General features: G+C 66.5%; 2 protein-coding genes and 2 pseudogenes. All 4 read left to right on the top strand.

All coding sequences use genetic code 11. From position 1 onward, the window contains the following. Nucleotides 1–1,134 (top strand): annotated as a pseudogene (locus RKP46_RS08415) (hypothetical protein); the annotation flags it as partial. Nucleotides 1,135–1,155: 21 nt separating this feature from the next. Continuing rightward, complete coding sequence (locus tag RKP46_RS08420; RefSeq protein ID WP_311106229.1) at nucleotides 1,156–1,461, top strand: nucleotidyltransferase domain-containing protein; 306 nt, start codon at nucleotides 1,156–1,158, stop codon at nucleotides 1,459–1,461. After that, nucleotides 1,448–1,756 (top strand): annotated as a pseudogene (locus RKP46_RS08425) (DUF86 domain-containing protein); the annotation flags it as partial. The gene RKP46_RS08420 and the pseudogene RKP46_RS08425, both read left to right, overlap by 14 nt. A 37-nt stretch (nucleotides 1,757–1,793) precedes the next feature. Next, complete coding sequence (locus tag RKP46_RS08430) at nucleotides 1,794–5,144, top strand: Swt1 family HEPN domain-containing protein (RefSeq protein WP_311106230.1); 3,351 nt, start codon at nucleotides 1,794–1,796, stop codon at nucleotides 5,142–5,144. The last annotated feature ends 274 nt before the right edge of the window (nucleotides 5,145–5,418 follow it).

The raw sequence follows: 5,418 nt of genomic DNA on the forward strand, positions 1-5,418 counted from the left end.
CGCTCCCTGAAGCCTGTATTCCCCGACCTTTTCGCCACGCTGACCGTACCGAAAGCGGAAGAACTGGTAGCTACGCCCTACCGCCACGGCGGCAAGGGAAAGGCCGAGGCCTTCTTCCTCGACGGCATGACCCAGGCGATGCAGCGCCTCGCCGAGCAGGCGCATCCAGCCTTTCCCGTGACCATCTACTATGCCTTCAAGCAGGCCGAAAGCGGTGGGGCGGACGGCACAACCAATACCGGCTGGGACACCTTTCTCGCAGCGGTCATTAAGGCTGGTTTTTCCATCAGCGGCACCTGGCCGATGCGCACCGAACTGGGCAACCGCATGATCGGCTCGGGCACCAACGCTCTCGCCTCCAGCATCGTCCTCGTCTGTCGCCAGCGACCCGCCACCGCGCCCACCGCTACCCGCCGCGATTTCATCAGCGCGCTCAAGGCGGAACTCCCGCAGGCGCTGGCGCGCCTGCAGGCCGGCAACATCGCCCCGGTCGACCTCGCGCAGGCCGCCATCGGTCCCGGCATGGCCGTCTATACGCGCTACGCGAAGGTGCTCGACGCCGAAGGCAAAGCGCTGCCGGTGCGCGCTGCGCTGGTGCTGATCAACCAGACGCTCGACGAAGTGCTGGCCGAGCAGGAAGGCGACTTCGATGCCGACAGCCGCTGGGCGCTCACCTGGTTCGAGCAGACCGGCTTTGCCGAAGGCGATTACGGGGTTGCGGAACAGCTTTCCAAGTCCAGGAACACCAGCGTCGGCGGACTGGCCGAAGCTGGCATCCTGCTGTCCCGGGCGGGCAGGGTGCGCCTGCTCAAACCGGCCGAGCTGCCGGCCAACTGGGACCCGCTGACCGACAAGCGGCTCACGCACTGGGAGATCGTGCATCAGCTCATTCGTGCGCTCGAATCCGGCGGTGAGAGCGCCGCCGCCGGATTGGTCGCCAAGCTCGGCAGCAAGGCGGAGACCGCGCGCGAACTCTGCTACCGCCTGTACACGCTGTGCGAGCGCCGCAAGCGCGCCGCCGAGGCAATGGCCTACAACGGTCTCGTGCAGAGCTGGCCGGAGATCGCGCGCCTCGCCGTCGAAAAGCCCCGCGCGGTGCTGCCTGGCACACCCGACTTTTTTGAGCAAGAATGACACGCCGCGAAGGATCGATTGATGAAACGACTGTTGAACCTCGACGAAGAGACGCTGGCTCGCTTCTGCGAAGCGCACCACATTCGCCGCTTGTCGCTGTTCGGCTCGCAACTCAAGGGAACGGCGAGGCCGGACAGCGACGTCGACCTGCTGGTGGAGTTCTTCGCTGAGGCGCGACCGACCTTGCTCGACATCGCGCAGATCGAAATCGAGTTGTCGCAAGTACTCGACGGGCGGAAAGTCGACCTGCGTACCGCAGAGGATTTGAGTCGCTACTTCCGCGACGAGGTGGTTCGCTCGGCCGAGGTGCACTATGTCGCCAGATGATTTCTGGCGGGTTGGCCACATCATCGACGCGGCGAGACAGGCGCTGGCCTTCGTCGAGGGGCGCAAACGTGCGGACCTGGAGGGCGACCCGATGCTGTGCCTTGCGCTGACCAAGGTGCTGGAGATCGTGGGCGAGGCCGCAGCGCAGGTGAGTGAGGCAGGGCGCAGCGAATTTCCCTCGGTGCCCTGGCCGCAGATCATCGGCATGCGCAATCGTCTGGTGCACGCGTATTTCGACGTTAATCAGAACATCCTGTGGGATACGGTTCAGCTCGCGCTACCGGGCTTGCTCGAACAATTGCAAGCGCTGCTCGCATCGGAGGAAAAGCATCATGGCCATCACCAACCACGAGCGCGTCGGCAAGGCGCTGGAATTGCTCAAGACCGGCGTGCTGCCGTTCATCGAGCGGGAACTGAAAGTGAAATACGGCAGTGCCTGGGCGTTCGAGGTGAAGGACATCCTCGCCGACACGCGCCTTGCCGCCGGCAAGGGCGAATCGCTGCAGGATGTCGCCGCCTCGCTGGTGGTCATGGACCGCAAGTGGGGCGAGGTTTTTCGCCAGGTTCTCGGCAAGAGCGAGCGCAGCCTGGTCAATGAACTGCTGGCGGTACGCAACGCGTGGGCGCATCAGGAACCCTTTTCCAGCGACGACGCCTACCGCGCGCTGGACTCCGCCGGGCGCCTGCTGGCGGCCATCTCGGCGCCGCAGGCGGACGACGTGGAGAAGATGAAAATGGAACTGTTGCGCGTGCGCTTCGACGAGCAGGCGCGCAGCGAAAAGCGCAAGTCGGCGAGCACGGCCGTCGAGAGCGGCGTCGCCGGCAACCTCAAGCCGTGGCGGGAAGTGGTGATGCCGCACGCCGACGTCGCCAGCGGTCGCTACCAGCAGGCCGAGTTCGCCGCCGACTTGTGGCAGGTGCATCTGGGCGAGGGGAGCGACGAATACCGCGATCCGGTCGAGTTTTTCCGCCGCACCTACCTCACCGAAAGCCTGCAGGCGATGCTGGTCGGCGCGGTAAAACGCCTGACCAGCGGCGGCGGCGACCCGGTGGTGCAGTTGCAGACCAATTTTGGCGGCGGCAAGACGCACTCGATGCTGGCGCTCTACCACCTGTTCTCGGGCATCGCGCCGACCGAGCTGGCCGGCATCGACGAAGTGATGGCCGCCGCCGGCGCGAGCCGGATTCCGCCGGCCCGCCGCGTGGTGCTGGTCGGCAACAAGATCTCTCCGGGCAACCCGGCGACCAAACCGGACGGCAGCGTCGTGCGCACCTTGTGGGGCGAGCTGGCCTGGCAGTTGGGCGGAAAAGCAGCTTTCGCGCGGCTGGCGGCCGACGACGAGCAGGCGACCAGTCCCGGCGACGTGTTGCGCGCGCTGTTCAACGACTACGGCCCGTGCGTGATCCTGGTCGACGAGTGGGTCGCCTATGCGCGCCAATTGCACGACCAGAGCGACCTGCCGGCCGGCAGCTTCGAAACGCAGTTCAGTTTTGCACAGGTGCTGACCGAATCGGCCAAGCTGGCGCGGAACTGCCTGCTGGTGATCAGCCTGCCGGCTTCCGAGACCGCGGCCTCGCCACACGCGCAAGCGAACGATGTTGAGGTCGGCGGCACGCGCGGCCGCGAGGCGCTCGACCGGTTGCGCAACGTCGTCGGGCGCGTCGAATCGTCGTGGCGCCCGGCGAGTGCGGAAGAGGGTTTCGAGATCGTTCGCCGGCGGCTTTTCCAGCCGCTTGCCGATCCGGCGCAGTTCCGCGATCGCGATGTCGTGGCGCGCGCCTTCGCCGACTTCTACCGCGCGCAGCAGGCCGAGTTTCCGCCCGAGTGTCGCGAATCCGACTACGAGAAGCGCATCCGCGCGGCGTACCCGATCCACCCGGAAGTCTTCGACCGGCTGTATGCCGACTGGTCGACGCTGGTCAAATTTCAGCGCACGCGCGGCGTGCTGCGGCTGATGGCGGCGGTGATCCACAGCCTGTGGGAGAAGGGCGAGCGCAATCCGCTGATCCTGCCCGGCAACGTGGCGATCGACGATGCGCGCGTGCAGTCCGAGCTGACCCGCTACCTCTCGGACTACTGGGTGCCGGTGATCGAGAAGGATGTCGATGGGCCGAACTCGCTGCCTTTGAAGCTTGATCGCGACCTGCCCAATCTGGGCCGGGTCTCGGCGTGCCGGCGGGTGGCGCGCGCGATCTACCTGGGCTCGGCGCCAACCACCGCCGCCGCGCACCAGGGGATCGAGGATAGGCGCGTCAAGCTTGGCTGCGCGATGCCGGGAGAATCGCCGGCGGTGTTCGGCGACGCCCTGCGCCGGATGGCTGGCGCCGGCACCTACCTCTACCAGGATGGGCCGCATTACTGGTACTCGACGCAGCCGACGGTGACCAAACTCGCCGAAGATCGCGCCGAGCAATTCAAGCGCAATCCGGACAGGGTGGCGCAGGAGATCGAGAAACGCCTGCGCAAGGAACTGGAGCGCAAGGGCGACTTCCCGCGCATCCACCCGATGCCGGCGACCGGCGCCGACGTGCCGGACGATGTGGACGCGCGGCTCGTCGTGCTCGGCGTCGATCGTCCGTACAGCAAGGAAAGCAATAGCGCCGGCGAGCTGGCGGCCAAGGCCATCCTGGAAGCGCGCGGCAATGCGCCGCGGCTTTACCGCAATACGCTGGTCTTCCTGGCAGCGGACAGAACGCGCCTGCAGGACCTCGACGAGGCGGCACGCAAGTACCTGGCGTGGGAGTCGATCCTCAGCGAGAAGGTGCAGCTCAACCTGACTCCGTATCAGGTCACGCAGGCCGAGACGCAGAAGAGCGCCGCCGATGGCACGGTCACCGCGCGGCTGCCGGAGACCTATCAATGGCTATTGGTGCCGGCGCAGGGGAGTCCGCAAGCGCCGATCACCTGGCAAGCGCTGCGCCTGTCCGGCAGCGATTCCCTGGCCGCGCGCGCCAGCCGGAAGCTGCGCAGCGATGATCTGTATCTGACCACCTTTGCCTCGACACGCCTGCGCCTGGAACTGGAGCGCATCCCGCTCTGGCGCGGCGATCATGTGGCGGTGAAGCAACTGATCGAGGACTTCGCGGCCTACCCCTACCTGCCCCGGCTGCGCGATGCAAACGTCTTGCTGCAAGCGATCAATGACGGTGTCGGTCTGCTCACCTGGGCCCAGGACGGCTTTGCTTTCGCCGACCGTTTCGACGACGCGGCCGGTCGCTATCTGGGTCTGCGCGCTGGCCAGATGCTCAAGCTGACCGATGCGCATGCGCCCGGTCTGCTGGTCAAGCCGGACGTGGCGGCCCGGCAGCTCGATGGCGAGCGCGCCGCGCCAACGGTCGCGCGAGTTACGCCAGATGTGCCAACGCCGGGTGCTCCGGGAGCCGTCGCCGTCTCGCCGACCGGGCGGGGGCAAGACCCAGGAAGGGGGGGTCAGCCGGTAGCCGCCGGGCCGAAGCGTTACCACGGTGCGGCCGTACTCGAGGCCACCCGTGTCGGCCGTGACGCCAGCCGCATCGCAGACGAGGTGATTGCGCACCTGGTCGGACTCGTTGGCGCGCGGGTGACGGTAACGATCGAAGTGGAGGCGGAGATACCGGGTGGCGCGCCGGAGAAGGTCGTGCGCACGGTGACCGAGAATGCCCGTACGCTGAAGTTCACCAGCCAAGGTTTTGAGCAGGAGTAGCGCTGGTCCGCGCGGACGGTTCTTCGCTCTCCTGGCGCTCGTTCGACGACATGCACGTGGCATCAGCGTAACGGCGCCTGGCGGCGCTGTCCCACGCGCTGTCCAACACGCGCCAGCAGATCGATCGGGCAGACCAAGGCGTCGCCTCCCTGCAAAAAAGCCCTGCTTTTACAGGGCTTTTTTGGCGCTTCTGGCGGAGACGAAGGGATTCGAACCCTTGATGCAGGTTTATGCCCGCATGCTCCCTTAGCAGGGGAGTGCCTTCGACCTCTCG

Source organism: Accumulibacter sp., assembly GCF_031732815.1.
Classification (GTDB): domain Bacteria; phylum Pseudomonadota; class Gammaproteobacteria; order Burkholderiales; family Rhodocyclaceae; genus Accumulibacter.